This window comes from Achromobacter sp. Marseille-Q4962, assembly GCF_943737005.1.
Lineage (GTDB): Bacteria > Pseudomonadota > Gammaproteobacteria > Burkholderiales > Burkholderiaceae_B > Achromobacter.
Genome location: NZ_CALSFU010000006.1, coordinates 147,031 through 169,325 on the forward strand (window position 1 = coordinate 147,031; position 22,295 = coordinate 169,325).

Consider the following 22,295-nt stretch of genomic DNA (forward strand, 5'->3'; position numbering starts at 1 on the left):
TGTTTCAGACAGCTTCGGCGCTAGGCGGCTATGCGTCCAGGGCCGGGAAGGGAATCATCGCCACCCGGAAGACAAACGCCACCAGCGCCACGAGGCGCCGAGCATCTGGTTCTGGAGGGAAGCGGACATGGATGGTTGCCGTGCGATGTTCGTATGAGGGGGTGCAATGTGTTCTTGCGGCGCCCGTCAGGAGCGCGCCTTGGCGGCGTTGCGGTTCTGGTTCCAGAGCGCAACCCATTGGGCGGCGTCGACAAGCGTGTCAACTATACCATCGGCATCCAGTTCCCGCACGTCGCGGCCTTCGTTGTAGCCGTAAGGCACCACCAGCACCTGGGTGCCGGCGCTGCGGCCGGCCTGGGCGTCGTTGATGGAGTCGCCGATGGTGACCGCCTCGGCGGGCCGCACGCCCAGCAGCTCGCAGGCGTGCAGGATCTGGTCGGGGTCGGGCTTGCGGCGCGGGCAGGTGTCGCCGCACACCACCGCCTCGAAGAAGCCCGCCAGCCCGGTGCGCTGCAGCAGCGGCAGCGTGAATTCGGTGGGCTTGTTGGTCACGACGGCCAGCTTGAGGTCCTGGCCGCGCAGATGCTTCAGGCCCTCCAGCACGCCGGGGTAGACCATGGCTTTTTCGCCGTTGACGAGATGGTAGTGACGGTAGAACGCGTCGCGCGCCCGCGCGAATTCGGGCGGCGCGGGATCGGCGCCTTCCAGGTTGCCGGCCAGGCTGCGGCGCACGAGATTGTCCACGCCCTTGCCCACGAAGGTGGCCACCACGTCCTCGCGCAGCGGGGCCATGCCCAGCTCCACGCGCATGGCGTTGGCGGCGAAGGCAAGGTCGGGAATGGAGTCGAGCAGGGTGCCGTCCAGGTCGAGGAGGGCGGCGCGGAAGACGGTCGTGTGCATGGTCAGGCCGAGAGGGTTTCGCCCAGGGCGATCTGTTCGCGCATGGACTTGATGATGCCGGCGTAGTCCGGCTTGCCGAAGATGGCGGAGCCGGCCACGAAGGTGTCGGCGCCGGCGCGGCGGATCTCGGCGATGTTGTCGATTTTCACGCCGCCGTCGACCTGCAGCAGGATTTCCTGGCCGCCGGCGCGGGTCCAGGCGTCGATGCGGGCGCGGGCCTCGCGCAGCTTGGTCAGGGCCGAGGGCAGGAAGCTCTGGCCGCCGAAGCCCGGGTTGACCGACATGATGAGCACCAGGTCGATCTTGTCCATGACATAGTCCAGGTAGGAAAGCGGCGTGGCCGGGTTGAACACCAGCCCGGCTTTACAGCCCTGTTCGCGGATCAGCGACAGCGTGCGGTCCACGTGGCGGCTGGCCTCGGGATGGAAGCTGATGTAGTCGGCGCCGGCCTGGGCGAACATGGGCACCAGCGGGTCCACCGGCTCGACCATCAGGTGGACGTCGATGGGCACCTCGACGTGCGGGCGGATGGCCGAGCACACCATGGGCCCGATCGTCAGGTTCGGAACGTAGTGGTTGTCCATGACGTCGAAGTGGATCCAGTCGGCGCCGGCGGCGACGACGTTGCGCACTTCCTCGCCGAGGCGGGCGAAGTCGGCCGACAGGATGCTGGGAGTGATGCGGGTGGAGGCCTGGGAACGGGACATGATGTTCGGGATCGGGGAGGGCATAATGTGCCATTATTGCAGTTTGAGCCGCAACGCCGGGCAAGGCTCCGGCCGGCATGTCCGGCAACGGCGCCGGCAACGGCGTCCCGCCTCCGGGGCGCCCCGGGGCCGGCGCCCGCTCCCGTCACCCAGGAAAGGACTGTGAAACCCTACGACCTCAGCGTCTCCGTCACGCCTCGCTACGTCCCCGACCAGTCCGATCCCGGCGAGCACCAGTTCGTCTTTGCCTATACCGTCCGCATCACCAACACCGGCGAGCATCCCGCGCAGGTCATCAGCCGGCACTGGATCATCACCGACGGCAACCAGCGCGTGCAGGAAGTCCGCGGCCTGGGCGTGGTGGGCCAGCAGCCGCTGCTGGCGCCGGGGGAAACGTTCGAATACACCAGCGGCTGTCCGCTGCCCACGCCGGTCGGCACCATGCGCGGCACCTATCATTGCGTCGGCGAGAACGGCATCCCGTTCGAAGTGCCGATTCCCGAATTCGTCCTGGCCATGCCGCGCACCCTGCACTGAATGGCCTGTCGCACCCCGTCCGTTCGTTCATCTTCAATGAAGCGCCTTCTCAGCCTGTCCATGCTGCCGCTCGTGCTGGCGGCGTGTTCCTCCCTGACGGAAATCCCGCCCGAGCCCGGCCAGCCCGGCCCCGGCGCGCCCGCCGCCGAAGGGCCGCTGGTGGTGCCGCCGCTGTCGGCCCTGCCCGACACCGCGCCGCGCACCCTGGCGGGCCGGTACAAGCCCGTGAACTGGTCCGAGCTGCCCGGCTGGACCAGCGATGACCTGTCCCGTTTCTGGCCGCTCTTCCTGCGCGACTGCCGCGGCCTGATGCGTCCCACTTCGGGCAACCTGGCCGCGCCCGCCCGCGCCACGCCGCGGGCCTGGCAGCCGGTCTGTGCGGCCGCGGTCGACCCCGCGCGCGCGCCGGCCCCCGGCGACGGCGCGGCGGTGCGCCGCTTCCTGCAGACCTACCTGCAGCCCTGGCGTCTGGCGGGAACCGACGGCAAGCCCGCGGTCAATACCGTCACCGGCTACTACGAGCCGCTGGTGCGCGGTTCGCGCCGGCAGGGCGGGCCCTACCAATGGCCGCTGTACGGCGTGCCGCACGACCTGCTGACCGTCGACCTGGGTTCGGTGTATCCCGAGCTGGCGGGCAAGCGCGTGCGCGGCAAGCTGGACGGCAAGCGCGTGGTTCCCTACGACACCCGCGCCGCCATCGAATCCTCCAGCCGCCGGCCGCCCGTGGTGGTCTGGGTAAACGACCCCGTGGACAACTTCTTCCTGCAAGTGCAGGGCTCGGGCCGCGTGCTGCTGACCGACGGCCCCGACGCCGGCTCGACCATCCGCGTGGCCTACGCCGACCACAACGGCCAGCCCTACGTCTCCATCGGCCGCTGGCTGATCGACCGGGGCGAGCTGCCGCCCGACCAGGCTTCCATGCAGAACATCCGCGCCTGGGCGCAGCGCAATCCCCGGCGCGTGCAGGAAATGCTGAACGCCAATCCGGCCGTGGTGTTTTTCCGCGAAGAAGCGGTGACGGACCCCGAGCTCGGACCCAAGGGCGCCTACGGCATCCCGCTGGCGCCGCAGCGCTCGGTGGCCGTGGACACCAGCTTCGTGCCCCTGGGCACGCCGGTGTTCCTGTCCACCACGTATCCCGCGTCCGACCGTCCGCTGCAGCGACTGGTGCTGGCGCAGGACACCGGCACGGCCATCCGCGGCGCGGCGCGCGCCGACTTCTATTGGGGCTACGGCGACGAGGCCGGCCAGATGGCCGGGCGCATGAAGCAGCGCGGCCAGATGTGGCTGCTGTGGCCCAGGCAGGCAGGGGAGCCTTCTGCAAGATGAACTACCAGATCGTCGTCTGCGGCGCCGGCATCGTCGGCCTGTCCACCGCCCTGGCGCTCGCCCGCCGGGGCCAGCGCGTCGCCGTGCTGGCCCCGCGCGCGGCCGTGCCGCCGGCCGACCCCAACCAGTACCATCCGCGCGTCTATGCGATTTCGCCGGCCAGCCAGCGCTTCCTGGCCGGGCTGGGCGTCTGGGACGCCCTGCCCGCCGCCCGGATCGCGTCCGTGCAATCCATGGAAATCCATGGCGACGGCGACGGCCTGGTGCGCCTGAACGCCTGGCAGGCGGCGCTGCCCCAACTGGCCTGGATCGTCGAATCCGGCGAGATCGAGCGGGTGCTGATCCAGGCCGTGCGCATGTTCGGCATCCCGTGGCTGGAAGACCGCTGCGCGGGCTATGCCGAAGGCGCCGTCGAAACCGCGAATTCGGGCCGCATCGAGGCCGAGCTTTTCGTCGGCGCGGACGGCGCGGCCTCGCCGCTGCGCGAGGCCGCGGGGCTGAAGCACGAGGCGGTGTCGTATGAAGACACGGGCCTGGTGGCTCACCTCGACGCCGGGCGGCCGCACCAGGGCGCGGCCATCCAGTGGTTCCGCGACGACGGCGTGCTGGCGCTGCTGCCCATGCCCGACACGGCCGGCGGTCCGCAGGTTTCCATGGTGTGGTCCATGCGCAGCGCCCTGGCCGCCGAATTGCTGGCCCTGCCGGCCGATGCCCAGCGCGCCCGCCTCGAAACCCTGCTGGAGCAGGCCACGCACGGACGCCTGGGCGGGCTGCGGGTGCGCAGCCCGTTGCATGGGTTTCCGCTCACACTCGAGCGCGCGCAGATGGCGGCGCCCGGCATCGCCCTGGCGGGCGACGCCGCCCACCGCCTGCATCCGCTGGCCGGGCAGGGGTTGAACCTGGGCCTGGGCGACGTGGAGGCGCTGGCGCGCATCGTGGCCGGGCGCGAACCCTACCGCAAGGCGGGCGACCTGCGGGTGCTGCACCGATACCAGCGCGCGCGCGCCGAGCCCGTGCTCGCCATGCGGCTGGCCACCGACGGGTTGCACAAGCTGTTCGGCTCCCGGGCTGCGCCGCTGGCCTGGCTGCGCAACGCCGGCATGCACTGGGTCGAGCAGGCGCCGTTCGTCAAGCGCCGGCTCATCGCGGGCGCTTCGGCTAACTGAGGCGGACCGCGGGCGAGGCGGACCGCGGGCGAGGCGGACCGCGGGCGAGGCGGCCGGCGACGGCGATTCCGCGGATCGGTTACGCTTGCCTGCGGAACACCGCAATACGTACAGGAGCTTGCATGAAACCGCGCATTTCTTCCCTGCTGGCGGCCAGCCTCATTGCGGCCGCCGCCGCCGCGCCGTTTCCGGCCGCGCAGGCGGCCGGGGAGGACAAGGTCTATTCCACCACCCAGGCCCCCGCGTCCCGCGACGCCAAGAGCGTCTCCACTTCGCAGGTCGCCCCGGCCGATCCGGCGAGCGAGGCCGTCAAGGAGCGGCTCGGCCAGCGCTTTCCGGGCATGGCGGTGACGGCCGTGCGCCGCACGCCCTACGGGCTTTTCGAAGTGCAGCTGGGCATGGACCTGATCTACACCGACGAGAAAGTCACCTGGGTCATGGACGGCACCCTCATCGACGCCATGACGCGCCGCGACGTGACCCGCGAGTCGCTGGAACGGCTGTCGGCGGTGTCCTTCGCCGACCTGCCCCTGGACCTGGCCATCAAGCAGGTCAAGGGCAACGGCGCGCGCAAAGTGGCCATTTTCGAGGATCCGAACTGCGGCTACTGCAAGCAGTTGCGCAAGACGCTCGAAGACGTGAGCGACGTCACCATCTACACGTTCCTCTACCCCATTCTTTCGCCCGACTCCAAGACGAAGGTGCGCGACGTGTGGTGTGCCGACAACCCTGGCCAGGCCTGGGACGACTGGATGCTGCGCGGCAAGCGTCCCGCCACGGCCCAGTGCGACGCGCCCGAGGACAAGCTGCTGGCCCTGGGCCAGCGGCTCATGGTGCGCGGCACGCCCACGCTGTTTTTCGCCGACGGATCGCGCGTGAGCGGCGCGCTGCCGCTGGACCAGATCAAGGCGCGTTTGAACTGACCGGCGCGCGGAGCCGGCCAGGGCGGCTGGCGGGCAAGGGCCGGCTTTCCTGGAGACAGCATTGAAGATCGCGATACTGGACGACTACCACGACGTGGCCCGCCGCTATGCGGACTGGACCTCGCTGGGCAGCGATGCCGAGGTGGAGATATTCAACAACGCGCTGCCGCCCGGCCAGGCGGACAGCCTGCTGGCGCCCTTCGACGTGATCGTCGCCATGCGCGAGCGCACGCCGTTCCCGGCCGCGCGCGTGCGCGCGCTGCCCAATCTGCGCCTGCTCGTCACCACGGGCATGCGCAACAATGCCATCGACATGCAGGCTTGCGCCGAGCGCGGCATCGTCGTCAGCGGCGCGCCGGGCAGCCCCGACGCCAACACGGCCACGGCGGAACTCGCCTGGGCGCACATCCTGGGCCTGTTCAAGCACCTGCCCGCCGAAGACGCGGCCATGCGCCGGGGCATGTGGCAGACCGACATGCCCGAGCCCCTGGCCGGCAAGCGCCTGGGCGTGGTGGGGCTGGGCAAGCTGGGCACGGCGGTGGCCAAGGTGGGCCTGGCCTTCGGCATGGACGTGGTGGCCTGGAGCCCCAACCTGACCGACGAGCGCGCGCGCGAGGCGGGCGTGGCCCGCGTCGACAAGCACGAGCTTTTTTCCACCTCCGACGTCGTCAGCCTGCACCTCATCCTGAGCGAACGCACGCGCCACGTGGTGGACGCCGCCGCCCTGGCGGCCATGAAGCCCACGGCCTACCTGGTGAATACCTCGCGCGCCGGGCTGGTCGACCAGGACGCGCTGATGGACGCGCTGGTGAAGTTCCGCATCGCGGGCGCGGGGCTGGACGTCTATCCCGAGGAACCGCTTTCGCCCACCGACCCGGTGCGCGACCTCGACAACGTCATCCTCACCCCCCACCTGGGCTATGTCAGCCGCGAGAACTTCCAGGCGTTCTATCGCAACGCGCTGGAAGCCGTGCGCGCCTGGCGCGACGGCAAGCCCGTGCGCGTGCTCAACGCCTGATCGCCCTAGCCGCGCCGGAACACCAGCTTCTGCTCGGCAATGCCCCCGCCTTCGGCGGGGGCGGCCGGGCCGCAGGCGTCGGCCGACGGATCCACCTCGTCGAAGGCCGTGTCGCCGTTGGCGTCGGGCTTGCCGTCCGGCCTGAGGTTCACGAAATCGAACAGGTCGCGGTCCATGAGGTGCGAGGGCACCACGCGCGACAGCGCGTTGAACACATTCCAGGAGCGCCCGGGGTGCTTGCGGTCCCACTCCTGGATCATGCGGCCCACTTCCTTGCGCTTGAGGTTCTCCTGGGAACCGCACAGGTTGCACGGAATGATGGGGAACTGCTTGAGTTCGGCGTAGGCGACGAGGTCGGCCTCGGGCACATAGGCCAGGGGCCGGATCACCGTGTGGCGGCCGTCGTCGGACACCAGCTTGGGCGGCATGCCCTTGGCGCGCCCGCCGTAGAACAGGTTCAGGAAGAACGTGGCGAGGATGTCGTCGCGGTGGTGGCCCAGCGCGATCTTGGTGGCGCCCAGCTCCGAGGCGACGCGGTACAGAATGCCGCGCCGCAGCCGCGAACAGAGCGAGCACATGGTCTTGCCCTCTTCGAGCACCCGCGTGACGATGGAATACGTGTCCTGTGTCTCGATGTGGAAGGGCACGCCCAGCCCGCGCAGGTAGTCCGGCAGCACGTCGGCCGGGAAACCGGGCTGCTTCTGGTCCAGGTTCACCGCGACCAGCTCGAAGGGGAAGGGCGCGCGCTTCTGGAGCTGCATGAGGATGTCCAGCAGCGAGTAGGAATCCTTGCCCCCCGACAGGCACACCATGACGCGGTCGCCCGCCTCGATCATGTTGTAGTCGGCGATGGCGCGCGTGGTTTCGCGGGCCAGCCGCTTGGTGAGCTTGTTGCCCTCGTGGCGGGCCTTTTCCTGGGCGCGGGCGCCGGGGGCGGCGCCGTCCCGGCCGAGGCCGGCCGGGGCGAGTGTGTCGGGAGTAGCGATGTCGTTCATGGCGGCTCGATGCGGAAGAGTCGGCGCGTCCTAGCGCGCGAGCTGGATTTCCACGCCTACCGCGGCGCAGTCCGAGAAGGCCATGGGCTTGCTGATGCGCAGGCGCAGCGCGCGGATTTCCGGGAAGTCGGCCAGCAGGCGCGCCGCCACCTGTTCGGACAGTGTCTCGATGAGGTTCACGTGCGCCTGGGTGCATTCCTGCACGATGGCCTCGCGCAGCCGGCGGTAGTCCAGCACGCTGTGGATGTCGTGGTCGTCCACGGGGCGCGCGATGTCCACGTCGAACTCGGCGTCCACGTGCAGCGGCTGCGTGGCGCGCAGCTCGTGTTCGAGGATGCCGATGCGGGCGTCGAGCGCCAGTCCGGAAAGAATGATGCGGCGTGTAGGCATGATGAAAACCAGGGTGGGACAGGCAGGATTGTAAGGCGGCCGGGCGCGCGGCCGCCGCTGGCTACAATTCCGCCATGTCCGGCCGCCGGGGCGGCCGGGGCGAGATGCAAGGGGTGAAATGCACGAAATGCACGATGCGGTCATTGTAGGCGGCGGCCCGGCGGGGGCGTCCTGCGCGATCTGGCTGGCCCGGCTGGGCCTGTCGCCGCTGCTGGTGGAGGCCGCCGCGCGGCCCGGCGGGCTGACGCGGGACAACCCGTTCGCCGACGACTGGATCGCGGCCCTGCCCGGCGCCACCGGCCAGCAGGTGGCCGACAACATCGAGGCCAGCGTGCGCGCGGCGGGCGTGCCGCTGCGGCTGGGCACCCGCGCCACCGGCGTGCGTCCGTGCAAGGGCGGCGTGGAGGTGGCGCTCGACGGCGGGGGCGCCGGCCCGGCGCTGGCGCGCGCTCGCGCCCTGGTCATCGCCTCGGGCGTGCGCGCCAAGGGCCTGCCGGGATATCCGGCAGGCGAGCGCTGGCCGGGCGTGCTCATCGGGCCCGGCTCTCCCATCGTGGCGCAGGACTATTCCGGCCTGTCGGTGGCGGTGCTGGGCGGCGGCGACAACGCCTTCGAGAACTACGTCTACGTGCGCAACCGGGGCGCGCGCGAAGTGCATCTCTACGCCCGCAGCGTGCGCGCCCAGCAGCAATGGGTGATGCGGGCGGGCGCCCAGGGCGTGCGCGTGGGGCCCTACCAGGTCGATCCCGCCGCGCGCAGCGTCGATGGCCGCCGCTACGACCTGATCCTGGTGTTCTACGGCTGGGAGCCGCAGGCCGATTTCGCCGACAGCCTGAAGCTCGCGCGCGACGAACGCGGCTACATCCGCACCGATTTCGCCACCGCCCAGACCAGCCTGCCGGACATCTACGCCATCGGCGAAGTGGCCAACCGCATGCACCCTTGCGTGGTCACGTCCATGGCCGACGGCGTGGTGGCCGCCAAAGCCATCCAGCGGCGCTGGGAGCGGCCGGGCGCCTGAACGCGCGGTTTGAGCGGCGCGCCATTTTATTGAATAATAATTATTCTCAATAAATTGGAGCCTGCCATGCCTGCGCAACGCCCGGCGGCGCACAGCCGCGTCGACGCCGCCTTCAGTGTGCCTGGCGGCCTGGCCGTGCGCGCCGGGGTATTCCGCCCTGCGGCCACGCAGTGGCGCGAAGAGCCGTTCTACCAGGGACTGAAAGTGATCTTCCTCGACGGCAGGGTGGACAGCCGCATCGAGGACGCGCCGCTTCTGCGGCTGTCCGGCCCCGCGCTGTGCCTGGTCTGGAGCGCGAGGCCGGTGTGGGGCGCGGATGCCTTTTCCGAGGGCGTGGACCAGCGCTACGCGATGGTGACTCTGCCGGCGGCCTCAATGTGGACCGAGCTGGGCGTGGAACCGGGCATGCTGGCGCGCCTGGGCCGGCCGGCAGGGGCGGAAGGTCCGGCGCTGTGGTACGGCCCGGCTGGCCCCGAGGCGCGGCGCGTTGCCGACCAGCTACGGGTCTGCGCCTATCAGGGCGCGGCGCGCAGCCTCTACCTGGCCGCCAAGGGGCTGGAGCTGGCGGCGCTGGCGCTGGCCCAGGTCCAGGCCGGACGCGAGGCGCCGCCGGCGCCCGCGGGCATGGCGGCCCGCGAGCGCGACGCCGCCCACGAGGCCCGCCGTTGCCTGCTCTCCGACCTGCGCCAGCCGCCCTCGGCCGCCGAGCTGGCGCGCTCGCTCGGGCTGCACACGCGCCGCCTCGACGAGGCCTACCGGCGCGAATTCGGCGTCAGCATGGCGCGTTCTCTGCAGGAGGCCCGCCTGCTGCGCGCGCGCGAGCTCATCCTCAATGGCGGCCTCAGCGTATCCGAGGCCGCCTGGCACGTAGGGTACGGACCCGCGCATTTCTCGGTGGCCTTCAAGCGCCGGTTCGGCGCCAGCCCCAGTGCCTATTGCTGATGCCGCGCGCGAGCGCCGCGCCAGAAATCGAAAGCCTTAATTCCGAAATCGAAAGCCTTTCCGGTTGCTCCGCTCCTGACCGTTGAAGATGATTATCAATCTTATTAAACGGTTGTAGACCGGAGGGAAATCTTGAGTATCGAAAAGAGGAGCGCCCGCCCGCGCCGGCGGCGGCGCGGCGGGCCCGCGTCCGGCGCCCGGGCCTGCGGCGCGGCGCTGCTTGCCCTGTGCGCGGCCGCGCACGCGCAGTCGCAATCCGGAACCCGCGTGGCGCAGGACGACGCGGACCAGGGCCTGGCGGCCGTGCTCGCGCCCGTGCTGGTGCAGGGCCAGGCCGAGGGCGTGACCGAAGGCAGCGGCTCGTACACCGCGCCCAGCGCCACCGTGGGCGGCAAGCTGCCGCTGCCGATGCGGGAGATCCCGCAATCGGTGTCCGTCATCACGCGCCAGCGCATGGAGGACCAGAACCTCGCTTCGCTGGAAGACGCCATGGCGCAGATGCCGGGCATCACCATCGACCTGGCCGCCACCGCGGCCATTCCGCAGTTCTATTCGCGCGGCTTCCAGATCGAGTATTTCCAGTACGACGGCGTGCCCATGCAGACGGGCGGCGCTTCATGGGCTCAGCCCGACCTGCTCATGTTCGACCACGTGGAGCTGCTGCGCGGCGCGGCGGGCCTCTTCAACGGCGCGGGGCAGCCGGGCGGCGTCATCAACCTCGTGCGCAAGCGTCCCACGCGCGACCTGCAGTTCAGCGGATCGGCCAGCGCGGGGTCGTGGGACAACTATCGCGGCGAGCTGGACCTGTCCGCGCCGCTCAATGACTCGGGTTCGGTGCGCGGCCGCGTGGCTACGGCATACGAGGACCGCAAGTATTTCTACGACGTCGCCCAATCGCAGAAGCAGGTCTACTACGGCATCGTGGAAGCGGACCTGGGCGCCGACACGCTGCTTACCCTGGGCGGCAGCTACCAGAAGCGCGACTGGCTGCCCTACATGATGCACCAGCCGCGCTACGCCGACGGCGGCCCGCTGGACCGCAAGCGCAGCACCTACCTGGGCGCCGACTGGAACCGGTGGGACTTCGAGAACACCCAGGTGTTCGCGGAGCTGCGCCATCGCCTCTCGCAGGACTGGACCGTGCAGCTTAACGTGAACCGCGCCGAAGAAACCAGCAAGCTCAAATATGCCTACGTGCGCGGCGGGGTGGACCGCCAGACCGGGCTCGGCCCGCGTCTCTACGGCGGCGGCAACCAGTACCGCAACCAGCAGTTGGGCATCGACCTGATGGTGTCGGGGGCGTTCGAGGCGCTGGGCCGCCGCCACGAACTTGTATTGGGCGGCAACTGGTACGACCGTCGCGCCCGCGCCTACAACACTTATGCGCTGCCCGGTTTCGCGACCCGGCCGGTGGATGTGTTCGACTTCGACCCGGCCGATTATCCGGAGCCTGCCGACCCGCAGTGGGACAGCAAGAGCGAAGTGAAGACGCGCCAGTCCGGCATCTACGCCATGGCGCGCCTGAAAGTGGCGGACCCGCTCACGCTGGTGCTGGGATCGCGCATGAGCTGGTGGCGCACGCAGACCGACAATCTCGTCACCGGCGCGGCCAGCCCCGCCGTCAGCGAGCATGGGCGCATGACGCCCTACGCCGGCCTGGTGTACGACATCGACCCGCACTGGACGGCCTACGCCAGCTACGCCGACATCTTCCGCGTGCAGAGCGACCTGCGCACCGCCGACGACCGCGCGCTGCCGCCCGTGGTGGGCGCCAACTACGAAGCAGGGCTGAAAAGCGAATGGCTGGACGGCCGGCTCAACACCTCGCTGGCGGTCTTTCGCATCATCGAGCGCAACCGCGCGCAGCGCGACCCCGACTACCCGGAAACCGGCGACTGCTGCTACGAATCCAGCGGCAAGGTGCGCAGCCAGGGCGTGGAGGCTGAAGTCTCGGGCCGGCTTGCGCCCGGCTGGGAAGTTGCCGCCGGCTACACCTTCAACACCACGCGCTATCTGCGCGACAGCAGCAGCCAGGGCGCTTCGTTCCGCACCTTCACGCCCAAGCACCTGTTCCGGCTTTGGACGACCTACCGCCTACCGGGCGAATGGAACCGCTGGTCGGTGGGCGGCGGCGTCAATCTGCAGAGCGGCATCTACACCGAAAGCGCGATGCAGGGGCCGGTCAGCGGCAGCGCGGTTCGCGTTTCGCAGGGCGGATACGCCATCTGGAATGCGCGCATTGGCTACCGCATGAGCGACCACGTTTCGCTGGGCCTGAACGTGAACAACCTGTTCGACAAGGTCTATTACCAGCGGCTGGGCAACGCGGACATGGGCAACGCCTACGGCGAGCCGCGCAGCGTCATGCTGAATGTGCGGGTCAAGTACTGAAACCGAGCGCCCGGCCGTCCGCCGCGCGGGCTTCTTCCGGGAAGGAACCGTCAGCGGCTTCCCCGCTCCCGGAGGACCGCGCGGGCGGGCGGCGGTGCGGGGCGCTGACAGCCATCGATTGATTCAAGGAGACGATTATGAATAACTCGATCATCCGGGCCTGCCTCGCCATATGCTGGTGCGCCTTGCTGGCCGGCGCGCCGGCTGGGCCGGCAACCGCGGCGGCGTCCGCCGCGAGCGTGCAGGCCGCGGCGTGGCCTGCGGGCGAGTACCGCTGGACGGTGGATGACGGCAACGGCGAACCATCATACGTGCTGCGTCTTTACGCACAGCCGCTGCCCTCGGGCGACTACGCGCTTGCGGGCAGCCTGCTGCTCGACGACGCCGAGCTGGGCGCGTATGGCTCGGCGCGTTTGCGCGACGGCAAGCTGGTGCTGGACGTCACCGCCAGCGGAGGCGTGCTGCAGGCGCCGCTCGATGCGGGCAAGCGCCGTTTCTACGCCACAGGCAAGGCGCCCGGCCGCGTCGATTCGGCGGGTTTCGCCACCATGCGGGCGGTGCTGGACCCGGGCTCGCTGGACGGGACGATGCAGCGCTACCAGACCAACGTCATGACGGGCCATCACGTCCAGGGCCCGGTCTACGTCAACAGCACGGTGCGGCGCCTGCGCTGAGCGCCGGCCTCAGCCTGCCGCGCGCGGCCTGCCGGGCGCGGCCTCGTGCGCCTGGCGCAGCCGGCCGGCGGCGTTTTCCATATGGCGGCGTGCCGCCGCGCGTGCGCCCTCGGCGTTCCCGGCGCGTATCGCTTCCACGATGGCGCGGTGTTCGTCCTGCACCGCGCGCATCAGGTCGGGACGCCGCGCTTCGTTGCCGCGCGTGACGCGGGTGGCGGCTTCGAGGTACTGGCTCACGAAATTCAGCGTGGCCAGGAAATACGGGTTGCCCGAGGCGTGCGCGATGCGGCGGTGGAACGCCACGTCTTCGCGCACGCCGTCTCCGCCGTCCTGCACGGCGCGGTCCAGTTCCGCCAGGGCGGCGTCGATGTCGGACATGTCCGCTTCGCTGCGGTGCAGGGCGGCCTGGCCGGCGGCCTCGGTCTCCAGCGCGCGGCGCAGGTCCACGATGTGCAGCACCGCCCGCAGCGAGCCGAGCTCGGCCGCGTCGATGCGCAGCGGCCGCTTGCCGCCTCCGGCGGCCACGTACACGCCGCTGCCTTGGCGCGCCTCCACCACGCCGTCCTGGCGCAGGCGGGACACGGCCTCGCGGATCACCGTGCGGCTCACGCCGAACTGTTCGGCCAGCCGCAGCTCGGTCGGAAGCTTCTCGCCGGGCCGCACGCGGCCGGCGTCGATCTCCGCCAGCAGGCGCTTGGCGACGGTATCGGTAAGCGTGGGGGGCGGAGGCAGGCGGGCGAAGCTCATGGCGGCGGGATCCTGCCGCGGCGGCGGATGGCGGCGGCGTGCCTATGATACGCGGGGTCCGGTCGCGGGGTCCGGTCGCGGATTGCGGCAATTACGGCATTGCCGGCCGATATTGAAACGTTATATCATCCATATCCAATTTTGTAATGATATAACGTTTTCAAGGAAACCGTATGTCCGGGATCGCTTCCCACCGCCGCCCCCACGTCATGCACGACCGCCGCGCGCGGTCCCGCGCAGCGCGACTCCGGCCGGCCGCCATGGCGGTGCTGCTGCTCGGGTCGGCCGCGCAGGCCGAAGACGCCGACACCCGCCGCGCCGGCGCACCCGCCGCGCTTGCGCCCATCACTGTCTCGGCCAACCCCCTGGGGCTGGACCTGAACAGCACCGCACAGCCCGCTTCCGTACTCGAAGGCAGCGAACTGGTCGAAAAGCGCGCCGGCACCCTCGGCGACACGCTGGACGGGCTGCCCGGCGTGCACAGCGACACCTTCGGCGCGGGCGCCAGCCGCCCGGTCATCCGGGGCCAGACCGCGCCGCGTGTCAAGGTGCTGTCCGACGGCTCCGAGCTCATGGACGCCTCGGCCATTTCGCCCGACCATGCCGTCACCACCGAACCGCTGCTGGCCGAACGCATCGAGGTGCTGCGCGGGCCGGCCGCGCTGCTCTACGGCGGCGGGGCCATCGGCGGCGTGGTCAACGTGGTCGACCGCAAGATTCCCACCTATGTGCCCGAAAAAGGCATCGAGGCCGAAGCGGAGATCCGCGGCGCCACCGGCACCCGCGAGCGCGCCGGGGCGGTTGGCGTCACGGCGGGGCAGGACGCTTTCGCGGTGCGCGTGGAGGGCATGAAGCGCCGCACCAGCGACTACGACGTGCCCCATTGGCCGGGCGGCAAGCTGGAAGGCTCCTACAGCGAATCCACCCAGGGGTCGGTGGGCATGTCCTGGGTGGCGCCGCGCGGCTACGTGGGCGTGGCCTTCACCCATCTCGAAAGCGAATACGGCCTGCCGGGCCACAACCACGAGTACGAAAGCTGCCATCCGCACGGCACGCACCTGCATTGCGGCGGCCACGGCCACGACGAGCACGAGCACCACGATCACCACGGCCACGAGGAAGGCCATGGCGTGCCCTACGTGAAGCTGCGCAGCAACCGCACCGACCTGCGCGCCGAATACGCCGACCCGTTCGCCGGTTTCGAGAAGATCCGCCTGCGCGGCGGCTACACCGACTACCAGCACAAGGAGATCGAAGGCGGCGAGGTCGGCACGCGCTTCAAGAACCGCGGCTACGATCTGCGCCTGGAGCTGCAGCACAAGTCCGTGGCGGGCTGGCGCGGCGTTGTCGGCATGCAGACTTCGTACAGCGACTTCCGCGCCGACGGCGAGGAGGCTTTCCTGCCGCGCAGCAAGACGCGCGCGCACGGCGTTTTCCTGCTCGAAGAGTACAAGCTCGACGACTGGCGTTTCGAGCTCGGCGCCCGACAGGACTGGCAGCGCGTGTCTCCCGAAGGCGGCCAGCGGCGCAGCAGCCTGTCGGGCGCTTCGCTGTCGGCGGCGGCCATCTGGAACTTCGCGCCCCAGTACTCGGTGGCGCTGTCGCTGTCGCGCTCGCAGCGCCTGCCCACGGCGCAGGAGCTCTACGCGCGCGGCGTGCACCTGGCCACCAACACCTACGAGATCGGCGATCCCGGCCTGGGCCGCGAAACCTCCCGCAACATCGACCTGACGCTGCGCAAGCATGCGGGCGACACCACCTTCAGCGCCAGCGTGTTCCACAACCGCGTGAAGAACTACATCTACGCCGACACGCTGGACCGCTACGAAGACTTCCGCCTCATCCAGTACGCCCAGCGCGATGCCGAGTTCACCGGGGTCGAAGGCGAGCTGCGCCACCAGTTCACCCCCGTGTTCTCGGCCGCGCTGTTCGGCGACTACGTGCGCGGCCGCCTGACGGGCGGGGAGGGCGACCTGCCGCGCATTCCGGCCGCCCGCGCCGGCCTGCGCGGCAACGTGAAGTGGGACGCCTGGTCCGGCAGCATCGAATACGCCCGCGTGTTCTCGCAGAAAGACATCGCCGCCTACGAAGACCGCACGCCCGGCTACAACATGGTGAACGCCGTGGTGGCCTATCGCGGCAAGGCGGGCGCAACGGGATATGAGGTCTATCTGCGCGGCACCAACCTGCTGAACCGGCTGGCGTACAACCATGCGTCGTTCATTTCGTCGGTGGCGCCGCTGCCGGGCCGCAGCGTGCTGCTGGGCATGCGTCTCACATACTGAGCCCGAGCGCGAAGCCGGTGTTTGCCGCTATGCTTGATGGCGTCACACACCCTCGCCGGAGTCCGCCATGCTGAAGTTCGCCGCCAACCTGTCCATGCTGTACCCGGAGCACGCGTTCCTGGACCGGTACGCGGCCGCCGCCGCCGACGGTTTCGAGGGCGTGGAATGCATGTTTCCCTACGAGGCGCCCGCGGCTTTCGTGCGGGAGCGCCTGGAGGCCAACGGCCTGAAACAGGTGCTCTTCAATGCGCCGGCCGGGGTGGCCGCGCGCGGCGAGCGGGGGCTGGCGGCCCTGCCCGGCCGGCAATCGGAGTTCCGGGCCGGCATCGACCAGGCCCTGGCCTACGCCACCGCCCTGTCGTGCCCCCGCGTGCACGTCATGGCGGGGCTGGCGGGCCCCGACGACTCGCGCGCCGCCATGCGCGACTGCTATCTCGAAAACCTGGCCTGGGCCGCCGCCCAGGCGGCCTCGGCCTGCGTCACGGTGCTGATCGAGCCCATCAATACGCGCGACATCCCGGGCTATTTCCTGAACCGCCAGCAGGACGCGCACGCCATCGTGCAGGAAGTCGGCGCGCCGAACCTCAAGGTGCAGATGGACCTGTACCACTGCCAGATCGTCGAAGGCGATGTCACGACGCGGCTGCGCGAATACCTGCCCACGGGCCGGGTGGGCCACCTGCAGATCGCCGGCGTGCCGCTGCGCCAGGAGCCCGACCGAGGCGAACTCGACTACGGCTGGATTTTCGGCGTGCTGCGCGAACTCGAATACAGCGGCTGGATAGGCTGCGAATACCGACCCGCGGACAGCACCACGGCGGGCCTGCGCTGGCTGCGGGCCGCGCGCGGCTGAACCCCGCGCAGGCCCGGCCGCCCTGTTATTTTCGGGCCTGGCGCCGCGCCGTGGCCGCGCAGCCGGCCGAGGCCGCGATGATGCCGCCGATGGCCAGCCACTGCGTGGACGACAGGTGCTCGTGCAGCACGACCACGCCAGCCAGCGCGCCCATCGCGGGCTCCATGCTCAACAGCACGCCGAAGGTCTTCTTGGGCAGCCGCTTCAGCGCGATCATTTCCAGCGAATAGGGCAAGGCGCTGGAAAGCACGCCCACGCCGATGCCGGCCAGCAGCAGGCCGGGGTCGAGCAGCGCCGCGCCCGCGTGCGCCGCGCCCACCGGCACGGCCACCAGCGCCGCGGCCGTCAGGCCCAGCGAGGTTGCCTGGCCGCCATGCACATTGCCCGCGATCTTGCCGAAGACGATATACAGCGCCCAGCACACCGCCGCGCCCAGGGCATAGGCAATGCCCACCGGGTCCAGGCCATGGGCGGATTGCCCGGTGGGCACGAGCAGCACCAGCCCCGCCGCCGCGCAGGCGATCCACACGAAGTCGATGGCGCGCCGCGACATGGCGACGGCCAGCGTCAGCGGCCCGGTGAACTCGATGGCGATCGCCACGCCCAGCGGCAGCGTGCGCAGGGCCATGTAGAAGCTCAGGTTCATACAGGCCAGGGTCACGCCGTACACCGCGATCTTGGCGGCGTCGCGGCGCTTCAGTGGAAAGCGCCACGGCCGCCAGAACGCCAGCAAGATGACTGCGCCCACCAGGATGCGATAGGCCGTGGTGCCTTGCGCGCCCACCTGCGGAAACAGCGACTTGGCGAACGAGGTGCCCACGCACAGCGAAGCCATGGCGCCGATCAGCGACAGGACGGGCAGCAGGACGGAGGAATCGGCGGGATTTCCTGGCTTGAGGGTGGCGGTGATCATTGCGGCGGTTCAGCGTATGCGGACGGGATGCCGGGAGGCGAAGCGAGAGCGTGTTTCCGCCCCGTCGCGCCCGAAGGCCCCCAGTGTACGCAAACCGGCCGCGGAGATGCGGGAAAACCCGGGACCGGCTCCTGGCGGCATCCCGCCCGCCGCATTCCGGCTCAATAGAGATTGCGCTTGTAGTCTTCCTCCAGCCCTTTGCGCATCAGTCCGGGCACGGAAACCATTCCGCGCGCCAGCGCCGCCCGCCATCCCCCGCCGCGATTGAGCTTCACGTGGGCCGCGAAAACGGCGGCCGGGTCGATGTCCGGCGCTGGCGCGGGCGCATCCCACAGCCGCGCCCGCGCCAGCGCCGCGCTTTCGCGCAGCGCGATGCGAGGCGCATACAGGCTCACGGCCAGCCGCGGCGTCTTGCCCTGCACGGCGAACTCCGCCAGCACGGCGGGATCGGCCGTGATCTCCGTCCGTCCCTGTGCGCGGGCCACCAGCGTGCTGCCGGGCGCCAGCAGCAGCGCCGCCGCCCGGGGGCGGGCGAGCAGGTTGTACAGGCTGTCCATGCGCCGGTTGCCGGGGCGGTCCGCGTAGCGTATGCCGCCGTCGAAGGGACGCGCCAGCATTCCCGCCGGATCGCCCTTCGGGCTGAGGTCGGCGCGGTTGCGGGCATCCGCCGTTGCCAGCCCCAGGAAGCGGGCGGCGGAGATGAAATCATGGCTGTCCAACCCCGCACCTTCTTGCGGCGCCTGCGCGGTTTCCGTGCGCCAGAAATCCGAGCGCAGGAGCGCCTTGGCGCAATGCGCATAGCACTCGTGGACATCGACCAAGATCTCGTCTCCCGTCGCATGGGCCACCACGCCGTTGATGCGCAAGGTTTCGCCCAGGCCGGGAATCAGGAACAGCAGGCCCGCGCCGCGGCCCGGCGCGGCAAGGTCCGGGTCGTCGACCAGACGCCAGGGCAGGCTGAGCCGGCCCGGCGTGTCCGCGCGCGCGAAACCGGCCGCGCCGCCCGCGAGGGTCGCGTCCACGCCCCGCTCGTCGCAGAACGCGGCGAAGGCCAGCGGCGATGCGGCCAGCCAGCGCCGCGCCCAGGCATCAAGGTGGTCGATGACTTTCAGGTCGGCCACGGCCGGCCGCGCGCCGACCTGCGCCTGCAGGCCCTGTTCGGTGCGGATGATGTGGTTCATGGCGGAATCCTCACGATGCGCCGTCGCGCGCATGCAGTTCATACACGGCATAGAAAGGCACGCCGCAGACCAGGCGGAACAGCGGCCCGAAGGCGGAATAGGGAAACCCATAGCCTTCCATGACCTTGCGGGCCGCGGCCATGCGCAGGCGCGGATGCGGGCGTGTCAGGTCGGCCAGGCGGCGCGGGCCCCAGCCGAACTCCGCCCGCGTGTGCCGCACGGAAGGATGGCGGCGCGCCCGTCCGGCGGCCAGCCAGCACATGGCGTCGAAGGCGAATACCGAGCCGGCCGGCGCGCGCTCGCCGACCTCGGCGAGAATGGCGGACACCGCTTGCGGCTGGAGGTACATCAGCACGCCCTCGCTCATCAGGAACACCGGCGCCTGGCCCGGCCCGGATGGCAGGCCGAGGCGGTCCCACCAGCCGGGCTGGCAGAGATCCAATTCCGCCAGCGTGCGGCGCGGTCCGGGCTGGCCGAGCCATTCGCGGCGCAGCGCGATCACTTCCGGCAGATCGGCGTCGACCATGCGCGCCTGGCCGTTGTCGAGCCATTGGAAGTAATCGCTGAGCCCGCAGCCCAGGTTGACGAGGCAGCCCGCGGGTTCGCGCGCCAGATAGGCCTGCGCCAGGTCCTGGAAGGCACGGGTGCGCGCCAGCACGCCGTAGACGCTCTGGCGGTCGCGCAGCCAGCGCTGGCCGTCGTCGCCCAGGCGCCGCAATGCCTGCCGGGCGGCGGCGTCGTTGACGGCGAGGGCGGGAAACATGGCGTCGCCGAAGGCGCGGGCGGCCAGCGGAATGCGCAGGGTGTCGCTGACCGGGTTGGAAAGCACCGATGGCGGGGCCGCGGGCGCGCCGGCCGGGGAAGCGTGCTGCATGGACGACTCCCGAAAGGGGAAGTCCTGATTATAAATGAGACTTATTTTTAATAAAGAGCAGTCCGGCCGCTGTGCTTTCCCGCCCGAGGCGGCGCAGCAGCAGGCGGCGCAGCGCCACCAGGTGCGGAAACTCCACCAGCATGCCGATGACCAGCGCCGCGTAGACCAGCGGCCGGCCCGGCAGCGCCGCCATGGTCACGGCCAGCATCAGCGGCGCGTTGCGCGCCGCCAGGCTCATGGTCAGCAGGGCGTGGTCCGGGTAGGCCAGGCCGGCCAGGCGGCTCAGGCCCTCGCCCAGCAGGAAGGTGCACGCGAAAAACACGAAAACCGCCAGCAGCAGCCAGGCGAAGACGGCGCGGTGCTCCAGCATGACCGCGACGTGGGCCGCGAAAATTTCCATGACCAGCAGCGCGATCACCCAGGGCGTGGCCCGGTCCAGCGCATGCAGCAGCTTGTCGAACCGCGGGGCGCCCAGCCATTGCCGCAGCACGCCATGCGCGGCCACGGCGGCGGCGAGCGGCGCGAGGAACCCCTGCGCGAGCGCATCGCCCAGCGTGCCTGGCTCCACTTGCGCCGCATGGCCGGCGAACAGGTGCAGGTAGGCCGGATACAGGGCGATCTGCGCCGCCATGTTGATGGGAATGAGCGCTGCGCCCAGGGCGACGTTGCCGCCCGCCAGGCGGGTGAAACCCAGGAACCAGTCGGTGCAGGGCGCCATGAAGTAAATCGCGAGGCCGATCATGAGCCACGGATGCGCCGGCAGCAGCAGGGACGCGACGGCGTAGCCGATGAACGGAACGAGCACGAAATTCGCGGCCAGGATCAGGCCGATGACGCGCAGGCTGCCCCAGGCGCGCACGATGGCGCCGAAACGCACGCCGAAGCACAGCAGCCCCACCAGCGCCAGCAGCGTGGCGTCGACCCGCGCGCCCAGGGCGGCGCCGGCCGCGGGAGAGGCGTGGCCCAGCGCCGCGCCCGCGAGCATGCCGCCGGCCAGCAGCAGCGAGACGCGGGCCGAGGGCGCGGGGGCGGCGGCCGGGGTCAGCATGCGCAGCCCTCGCAGCATTCGCTGTTGCCGAACGGGCCCCACGCGCCCGCGCCGGCGGCCAGCGCGCTGGCGTCGCGTCCCAGGCATTGCGCGATGCCCTGGGCAATCAGGCCGAAGCGCTGGCGGAACTTGTAGATGAAGCAGTAGATGCGCTGGTCGTGGCGCACCTGCGGCCCGGCCAGGAACAGGCCGGGGGTGCGGGTGGATTCGTCGGCCTCGGTCAGCACGACGCGGCCGGCGTCGTCCCATTCCCAGAGATCGGCGATCTGCCGCGCGCCGCCTCCGCCGATAAAGCCGGTGCCCAGCACGGGAGGCTGCGCCGTGTCCCAAAAGCGTCCGTCGCCTGCGTGGACGCGATAACCCCCGGCGCTTGCGCGCGTGACGGCCATGACGTCCACGCCGAAAACGATTTCCAGGCGCCTGGAATCCACCGCTTCGTAAAGGCGCTGCCGGCTATAGGGCGAGAGCGACAGGCTGGGGTCGTAGGGGCCCCGCGGATCCCAGGTGGACTTGCGCGCCAGCAGGCGCACCGCGCGGCCCAGCCGCGCCAGGTTCACCGCGGCGTCCACTCCGCTTTCGTAGCCGCCGATGACGACATGGCCGCGACCCGGAACCGCCTGCCAGTCGGCGACCTGGGCATAGTGCAGGCAATCGCGCGCGCCGGGAAAGGGCGACAGGTCGGGAAACTGGTATTCGCCCGTGGCCCAGATCAGGAACCCGGCTTCCAGGCGGCCCTGCGCTGTGGACAGGATGAAGCCGCCGCCCGGCAGCGCGGCCACGGACTCGACTTTGCAGTCGCAGACCACCGGCAGATCGTGTTCCTGCGCCAGAAAAGCCAGGTAATCGGCATATTGCGCGCCGCTGGGATGCTCGGCGCCGGTGTAGATCGCCGGCGAGCTGGGCTCGTTGACCGCGTTGAGATCGGCCAGGCCGAAGGGATTGCTGTGGAAAGAAGGCGTGATGAAGCGCGTCTGCGCCGGCCAGCGCCGGAACGACTCGCCCACGCGGCCGGCTTCCAGCACGCCGAAGCGCAGCCCCGGCACCTTCCGCAAGGCCAGCGCCATGCCGATGCCGGCCGCGCCCGCGCCCACGACCGCCACATCGAGGCGGCGCGTCACCGGACCGCGCGGGCCGTGGCGGCCCGCGCGGTCCGCGTCGTGGAATGGCCGGGCAGCGCTCATGCCTTGCCGCGCTTGATGCCGCCCTGGCGCGCCTTGAAGCGCGGGTTGGATTTGCAGATGACGTAGATCCGGCCGCGGCGGCGCACGACCTGGCAATCGCGATGGCGCGTCTTCGCGTCCTTCAGCGAGGCAAGCACTTTCATGGGGGTTCCTTGCGAAGAAGAGAGAATCAACAGGAGGCGGCGGGCATGGAGAACGGGAGGCGGGAGGTTGGGCCTAA

General features: G+C 70.4%; 22 protein-coding genes. 11 read left to right on the plus strand and 11 right to left on the minus strand.

Annotated elements, in window-relative coordinates:
* Positions 1-186 precede the first annotated feature (186 nt).
* Positions 187-900 carry a phosphoglycolate phosphatase gene (locus tag NGJ44_RS07065; protein WP_251863518.1) on the minus strand — a complete coding sequence of 238 codons (714 nt, stop codon included), beginning with the start codon at positions 898-900 and terminating at the stop codon, positions 187-189.
* Positions 901-902: 2 nt separating this feature from the next.
* Complete coding sequence (rpe, locus tag NGJ44_RS07070; protein WP_053244960.1) at positions 903-1,631, minus strand: ribulose-phosphate 3-epimerase; 729 nt, start codon at positions 1,629-1,631, stop codon at positions 903-905.
* Between the two features lie 138 nt (positions 1,632-1,769).
* Here rpe and apaG point away from each other — a divergent pair, with 138 nt between their 5' ends.
* The 5 genes from apaG (at position 1,770) to NGJ44_RS07095 (ending at position 6,580) form a co-directional block, all read left to right on the plus strand.
* The gene (apaG, locus tag NGJ44_RS07075) at positions 1,770-2,144 is read left to right on the plus strand and encodes a Co2+/Mg2+ efflux facilitator ApaG/CorD (protein WP_053244959.1); all 375 of its coding nucleotides are present in this window, start codon (positions 1,770-1,772) and stop codon (positions 2,142-2,144) included.
* Between the two features lie 36 nt (positions 2,145-2,180).
* On the plus strand, positions 2,181-3,473 hold the full coding sequence (gene mltA / locus NGJ44_RS07080) for a murein transglycosylase A (protein WP_251863519.1): 1,293 nt from the start codon (positions 2,181-2,183) through the stop codon (positions 3,471-3,473).
* Entirely contained in the window at positions 3,470-4,639 is a 1,170-nt protein-coding gene (locus NGJ44_RS07085; RefSeq protein WP_251863520.1) for a UbiH/UbiF family hydroxylase, read from the plus strand. The genes mltA and NGJ44_RS07085 overlap by 4 nt, the downstream gene beginning before the upstream one ends.
* Positions 4,640-4,761: 122 nt before the next feature.
* Positions 4,762-5,562 carry a DsbC family protein gene (locus NGJ44_RS07090; RefSeq protein ID WP_053244954.1) on the plus strand — a complete coding sequence of 267 codons (801 nt, stop codon included), beginning with the start codon at positions 4,762-4,764 and terminating at the stop codon, positions 5,560-5,562.
* A 61-nt stretch (positions 5,563-5,623) separates the two neighbouring features.
* Positions 5,624-6,580, plus strand: coding sequence for a D-2-hydroxyacid dehydrogenase family protein (locus NGJ44_RS07095; RefSeq protein ID WP_053244955.1), 957 nt, complete (start codon positions 5,624-5,626; stop codon positions 6,578-6,580).
* A 5-nt stretch (positions 6,581-6,585) separates the two neighbouring features.
* On the opposite strand, the gene ttcA is transcribed toward NGJ44_RS07095, so the two are convergent.
* Together ttcA and folB are read right to left on the minus strand one after the other, a co-directional pair.
* A complete protein-coding gene (gene ttcA, locus NGJ44_RS07100; RefSeq protein ID WP_251863521.1) occupies positions 6,586-7,575 on the minus strand; it encodes a tRNA 2-thiocytidine(32) synthetase TtcA in 990 nt (329 codons plus the stop codon).
* 30 nt (positions 7,576-7,605) lie between these two features.
* The gene (folB, locus tag NGJ44_RS07105) at positions 7,606-7,965 is read right to left on the minus strand and encodes a dihydroneopterin aldolase (protein WP_053244957.1); all 360 of its coding nucleotides are present in this window, start codon (positions 7,963-7,965) and stop codon (positions 7,606-7,608) included.
* A gap of 118 nt (positions 7,966-8,083) precedes the next feature.
* Between folB and NGJ44_RS07110 the strand changes: the two genes are divergently transcribed.
* The 4 genes from NGJ44_RS07110 to NGJ44_RS07125 all read left to right on the plus strand — a co-directional run bounded on the left by NGJ44_RS07110 (position 8,084) and on the right by NGJ44_RS07125 (position 12,993).
* A complete protein-coding gene (locus NGJ44_RS07110) occupies positions 8,084-8,986 on the plus strand; it encodes an NAD(P)/FAD-dependent oxidoreductase (protein ID WP_251863522.1) in 903 nt (300 codons plus the stop codon).
* A 66-nt stretch (positions 8,987-9,052) separates the two neighbouring features.
* Complete coding sequence (locus NGJ44_RS07115; protein ID WP_251863523.1) at positions 9,053-9,928, plus strand: helix-turn-helix transcriptional regulator; 876 nt, start codon at positions 9,053-9,055, stop codon at positions 9,926-9,928.
* Between the two features lie 132 nt (positions 9,929-10,060).
* Positions 10,061-12,319, plus strand: coding sequence for a TonB-dependent siderophore receptor (locus NGJ44_RS07120; RefSeq protein WP_251863524.1), 2,259 nt, complete (start codon positions 10,061-10,063; stop codon positions 12,317-12,319).
* A 137-nt stretch (positions 12,320-12,456) separates the two neighbouring features.
* Positions 12,457-12,993: a hypothetical protein gene (locus NGJ44_RS07125; protein ID WP_251863525.1), complete on the plus strand. Its 537-nt coding sequence runs from the start codon at positions 12,457-12,459 to the stop codon at positions 12,991-12,993.
* A gap of 9 nt (positions 12,994-13,002) precedes the next feature.
* Here the strand turns inward: NGJ44_RS07125 and NGJ44_RS07130 are convergent, their stop codons facing one another.
* Positions 13,003-13,740, minus strand: a complete 738-nt coding sequence (locus NGJ44_RS07130; RefSeq protein ID WP_251863526.1) for a FadR/GntR family transcriptional regulator — start codon at positions 13,738-13,740, stop codon at positions 13,003-13,005.
* Between the two features lie 260 nt (positions 13,741-14,000).
* Between NGJ44_RS07130 and NGJ44_RS07135 the strand changes: the two genes are divergently transcribed.
* Together NGJ44_RS07135 and otnI are read left to right on the plus strand one after the other, a co-directional pair.
* Positions 14,001-16,025: a TonB-dependent receptor domain-containing protein gene (locus tag NGJ44_RS07135; RefSeq protein ID WP_082308499.1), complete on the plus strand. Its 2,025-nt coding sequence runs from the start codon at positions 14,001-14,003 to the stop codon at positions 16,023-16,025.
* Between the two features lie 67 nt (positions 16,026-16,092).
* Entirely contained in the window at positions 16,093-16,878 is a 786-nt protein-coding gene (gene otnI / locus NGJ44_RS07140; protein ID WP_251863527.1) for a 2-oxo-tetronate isomerase, read from the plus strand.
* A 25-nt stretch (positions 16,879-16,903) separates the two neighbouring features.
* On the opposite strand, the gene NGJ44_RS07145 is transcribed toward otnI, so the two are convergent.
* The 6 genes from NGJ44_RS07145 to ykgO all read right to left on the minus strand — a co-directional run bounded on the left by NGJ44_RS07145 (position 16,904) and on the right by ykgO (position 22,218).
* On the minus strand, positions 16,904-17,791 hold the full coding sequence (locus tag NGJ44_RS07145; RefSeq protein WP_251863528.1) for an EamA family transporter: 888 nt from the start codon (positions 17,789-17,791) through the stop codon (positions 16,904-16,906).
* A 161-nt stretch (positions 17,792-17,952) separates the two neighbouring features.
* Positions 17,953-18,972, minus strand: a complete 1,020-nt coding sequence (locus tag NGJ44_RS07150; RefSeq protein ID WP_251863529.1) for a pyridoxamine 5'-phosphate oxidase family protein — start codon at positions 18,970-18,972, stop codon at positions 17,953-17,955.
* Between the two features lie 10 nt (positions 18,973-18,982).
* Positions 18,983-19,846: a class I SAM-dependent methyltransferase gene (locus tag NGJ44_RS07155; RefSeq protein WP_251863530.1), complete on the minus strand. Its 864-nt coding sequence runs from the start codon at positions 19,844-19,846 to the stop codon at positions 18,983-18,985.
* Between the two features lie 28 nt (positions 19,847-19,874).
* A complete protein-coding gene (locus NGJ44_RS07160; RefSeq protein WP_251863531.1) occupies positions 19,875-20,912 on the minus strand; it encodes an arsenic resistance protein in 1,038 nt (345 codons plus the stop codon).
* On the minus strand, positions 20,888-22,075 hold the full coding sequence (locus tag NGJ44_RS07165; RefSeq protein ID WP_251863532.1) for an NAD(P)/FAD-dependent oxidoreductase: 1,188 nt from the start codon (positions 22,073-22,075) through the stop codon (positions 20,888-20,890). Before NGJ44_RS07165 ends, NGJ44_RS07160 begins: the two co-directional genes overlap by 25 nt.
* The gene (gene ykgO, locus NGJ44_RS07170) at positions 22,072-22,218 is read right to left on the minus strand and encodes a type B 50S ribosomal protein L36 (RefSeq protein WP_251863533.1); all 147 of its coding nucleotides are present in this window, start codon (positions 22,216-22,218) and stop codon (positions 22,072-22,074) included. Before ykgO ends, NGJ44_RS07165 begins: the two co-directional genes overlap by 4 nt.
* Positions 22,219-22,295 lie beyond the last annotated feature (77 nt).

Excerpts from the sequence above, each read along its gene's own strand:
- NGJ44_RS07065 (WP_251863518.1), bottom strand. The coding sequence starts at position 900 with ATGCACACGACCGTCTTCCGCGCCGCCCTCCTCGACCTGGACGGCACC.
- rpe (WP_053244960.1), bottom strand. The coding sequence starts at position 1,631 with ATGCCCTCCCCGATCCCGAACATCATGTCCCGTTCCCAGGCCTCCACC.
- mltA (WP_251863519.1), top strand. The coding sequence starts at position 2,181 with ATGAAGCGCCTTCTCAGCCTGTCCATGCTGCCGCTCGTGCTGGCGGCG.
- NGJ44_RS07085 (WP_251863520.1), top strand. The coding sequence starts at position 3,470 with ATGAACTACCAGATCGTCGTCTGCGGCGCCGGCATCGTCGGCCTGTCC.
- NGJ44_RS07090 (WP_053244954.1), top strand. The coding sequence starts at position 4,762 with ATGAAACCGCGCATTTCTTCCCTGCTGGCGGCCAGCCTCATTGCGGCC.
- ttcA (WP_251863521.1), bottom strand. The coding sequence starts at position 7,575 with ATGAACGACATCGCTACTCCCGACACACTCGCCCCGGCCGGCCTCGGC.
- folB (WP_053244957.1), bottom strand. The coding sequence starts at position 7,965 with ATGCCTACACGCCGCATCATTCTTTCCGGACTGGCGCTCGACGCCCGC.
- NGJ44_RS07110 (WP_251863522.1), top strand. The coding sequence starts at position 8,084 with ATGCACGAAATGCACGATGCGGTCATTGTAGGCGGCGGCCCGGCGGGG.
- NGJ44_RS07115 (WP_251863523.1), top strand. The coding sequence starts at position 9,053 with ATGCCTGCGCAACGCCCGGCGGCGCACAGCCGCGTCGACGCCGCCTTC.
- NGJ44_RS07125 (WP_251863525.1), top strand. The coding sequence starts at position 12,457 with ATGAATAACTCGATCATCCGGGCCTGCCTCGCCATATGCTGGTGCGCC.
- NGJ44_RS07130 (WP_251863526.1), bottom strand. The coding sequence starts at position 13,740 with ATGAGCTTCGCCCGCCTGCCTCCGCCCCCCACGCTTACCGATACCGTC.
- NGJ44_RS07135 (WP_082308499.1), top strand. The coding sequence starts at position 14,001 with ATGGCGGTGCTGCTGCTCGGGTCGGCCGCGCAGGCCGAAGACGCCGAC.
- otnI (WP_251863527.1), top strand. The coding sequence starts at position 16,093 with ATGCTGAAGTTCGCCGCCAACCTGTCCATGCTGTACCCGGAGCACGCG.
- NGJ44_RS07145 (WP_251863528.1), bottom strand. The coding sequence starts at position 17,791 with ATGATCACCGCCACCCTCAAGCCAGGAAATCCCGCCGATTCCTCCGTC.
- NGJ44_RS07150 (WP_251863529.1), bottom strand. The coding sequence starts at position 18,972 with ATGAACCACATCATCCGCACCGAACAGGGCCTGCAGGCGCAGGTCGGC.
- NGJ44_RS07155 (WP_251863530.1), bottom strand. The coding sequence starts at position 19,846 with ATGCAGCACGCTTCCCCGGCCGGCGCGCCCGCGGCCCCGCCATCGGTG.
- NGJ44_RS07160 (WP_251863531.1), bottom strand. The coding sequence starts at position 20,912 with ATGCTGCGAGGGCTGCGCATGCTGACCCCGGCCGCCGCCCCCGCGCCC.
- NGJ44_RS07165 (WP_251863532.1), bottom strand. The coding sequence starts at position 22,075 with ATGAGCGCTGCCCGGCCATTCCACGACGCGGACCGCGCGGGCCGCCAC.
- ykgO (WP_251863533.1), bottom strand. The coding sequence starts at position 22,218 with ATGAAAGTGCTTGCCTCGCTGAAGGACGCGAAGACGCGCCATCGCGAT.